At 66.9% G+C, this 2,081-nt stretch carries 3 protein-coding genes; 1 reads left to right on the top strand and 2 read right to left on the bottom strand.

Annotated elements, in window-relative coordinates:
* Positions 1 to 44 precede the first annotated feature (44 nt).
* A complete protein-coding gene (locus tag U9980_RS23990; protein WP_416210380.1) occupies positions 45 to 1,205 on the top strand; it encodes an epoxide hydrolase family protein in 1,161 nt (386 codons plus the stop codon).
* A gap of 92 nt (positions 1,206 to 1,297) precedes the next feature.
* Here the strand turns inward: U9980_RS23990 and U9980_RS23985 are convergent, their stop codons facing one another.
* Complete coding sequence (locus U9980_RS23985; RefSeq protein WP_322749001.1) at positions 1,298 to 1,633, bottom strand: helix-turn-helix domain-containing protein; 336 nt, start codon at positions 1,631 to 1,633, stop codon at positions 1,298 to 1,300.
* Between the two features lies 1 nt (position 1,634).
* Positions 1,635 to 2,012: a type II toxin-antitoxin system RelE/ParE family toxin gene (locus tag U9980_RS23980; protein ID WP_416210379.1), complete on the bottom strand. Its 378-nt coding sequence runs from the start codon at positions 2,010 to 2,012 to the stop codon at positions 1,635 to 1,637.
* Positions 2,013 to 2,081 lie beyond the last annotated feature (69 nt).

Below are 2,081 nucleotides of genomic sequence, written 5' to 3'. Positions count from 1 at the left end.
CCCCACCGACCCCCACCGGCGTGACTCGCGAATGGATCCAGGTCATGACCCCACCAACGATCGAACCGTTCGATGTGCGTGTCACCACCGCCGAGATCGACGACCTCCGCGACCGGCTGGCCCGGACCCGGTGGCCTGACCAGATACCCGGCACCGCGTGGGAGTACGGCACCGAACGTGACTTCCTGGTCGAGCTGTGCCGGTACTGGAACGACGACTACGACTGGTCGGGCTTCCAGACCCGGGCCAACGCCTTTCCTCAGTTCACGACCGAGATCGACGGGCAGCGCCTCCATTTCATCCACGCCCGCTCTCCCGAGCCGACGGCCCGGCCCCTGCTGCTGACCCACGGCTGGCCGGGCTCGGTGGCAGAGTTCTGGCAGGTGCTCGGCCCCCTGTCCGACCCGGCAAGCCACGGCGGTGACCCGGCCGACGCCTTCCACGTCGTCGCCCCGTCCCTGCCCGGCTACGGCTTCTCGGGTCCGACGACCGAGCGGGGATGGACCATCACCCGGGCTGCGGCCGCTTTCCTGGAGCTCATGACCCGCCTGGACTACGAGCGGTTCTTCGCGCAGGGAGGCGACTGGGGCAGCGCGGTCACCACCACGGTCGCCGGCCTGGCCCCCGAGCGGGTAGGGGCCATCCACCTCAACCTGCTGCCGGCGCCGCCGCCGGACCGTAACGACCCAACCGCCGGCCTGGACGAAGCCGACCTTGCCATCCTGGCCCGAGTGAAGCATTTCGCCGACCACGAGACCGGCTACCAGAAGATCCAGGGGACGAAGCCGCAGACGCTTGCCTACGGCCTCGCCGACTCGCCGGCCGGGCTCGCCGGCTGGATCGTGGAGAAGTTCCACGGGTGGAGCGACTGCGACGGCACGATCGAATCCCGCTTCAGTCGCGACCGGCTGCTCGACAACATTTCGATCTACTGGCTGACCGGGACGATCAACTCGTCAACCCGCCTCTACTACGAGTCGATCGGTCCCGGCCGGCGCCACAGGCCCCCGCCGATCACGGTCCCGCTCGGCCATGCCGCGTTCCCGGCCGAAATCATCCGGGCCCCTCGCAGCTGGTGTGAGGCGGCCTTCCCCACCCTGTGTCACTGGACGGATATGCCCCGGGGCGGCCACTTCGCAGCGATGGAGGAGCCCGAGCTGCTCGTCGATGACGTCCGCACATTCTTCCGCACCCAGCGGCTCTGAACGGGTCTGTTGCGTTGGCGAGGTCCGCCGTTTCGGCGTCCGGCCCGACATGATCGACGAATGCGTCGAGGATGCCATTGAAAATGTGCAGCTTATGTCAGCCGGTACTCCCGGTCACCGAAATCCGCGACGACACGTAGCTTCCCACCAAGAGCGTGCACGTACGCCCGCAACGTAGAAAACGTGACTGTGTCAAGTTCGCCCCGCTCGATCGCCGACACCCGGGGCTGCGTGACCCCCATCACCGCAGCGACGTCCTCCTGGGTCCGGTCCTGCTCGGCGCGCACCTGAGCGAGATGCCACGCACGGATGTGGTCAGCAGTGGCTTCGCGGGCATGCTCCATGTCGTCGTCGGTGAGCTCGAGCTCGGCCAACAGCTCTCCGACGTCCTCGTATGCGTGCCACCCTGCGGCGGTCTTCTCAGTCATCTCAATCAGCCCCATCACTCAGCGCCGCCAGATGCTCGGCGTAGCGCGCTTCCGCGAGCGGGATCGCAACGTCGTACCAGCGTTGCCATTTGCCGGACTTGTCGCCGGCGACCAACATGACCATTCGTCTGGCGGGATCGAACACGAACAAAACCCGGACCTCGGTCCCGCCGGCGCTGGCGGGCCGCAACTCCTTCAAGCTGTGCACCCGGCTGCCCTTGACCCGGTCAACAAGCGGACGTCCTTCGTCCGGACCGCGGCCGTCGATCACATGCTGGATAGCCTGCCCGACGAGCGCCGCCGTTTCACGGTCACCCTTGCGGATCTCGTGCAACCAGTCCCGCACCTCGGGATGTATCACCAGCAGCCACCTGGCCATAGCTCCAATATAACATAAACGTTATGATCTTGCCGCCGCGATGGAGGTACTGGCGCCGGCTGTCGACGT

The sequence above is a fragment of the Protofrankia sp. Cr1 genome, from assembly GCF_963555865.1.
Taxonomy (GTDB): domain Bacteria; phylum Actinomycetota; class Actinomycetes; order Frankiales; family Frankiaceae; genus Protofrankia.
Note: the sequence above shows the minus strand (reverse complement) of the source record. Positions and strands in the feature narration are given on the sequence as shown.

Excerpts from the sequence above, each read along its gene's own strand:
- U9980_RS23990 (WP_416210380.1), top strand. The coding sequence starts at position 45 with ATGACCCCACCAACGATCGAACCGTTCGATGTGCGTGTCACCACCGCC.
- U9980_RS23985 (WP_322749001.1), bottom strand. The coding sequence starts at position 1,633 with ATGACTGAGAAGACCGCCGCAGGGTGGCACGCATACGAGGACGTCGGA.
- U9980_RS23980 (WP_416210379.1), bottom strand. The coding sequence starts at position 2,012 with ATGGCCAGGTGGCTGCTGGTGATACATCCCGAGGTGCGGGACTGGTTG.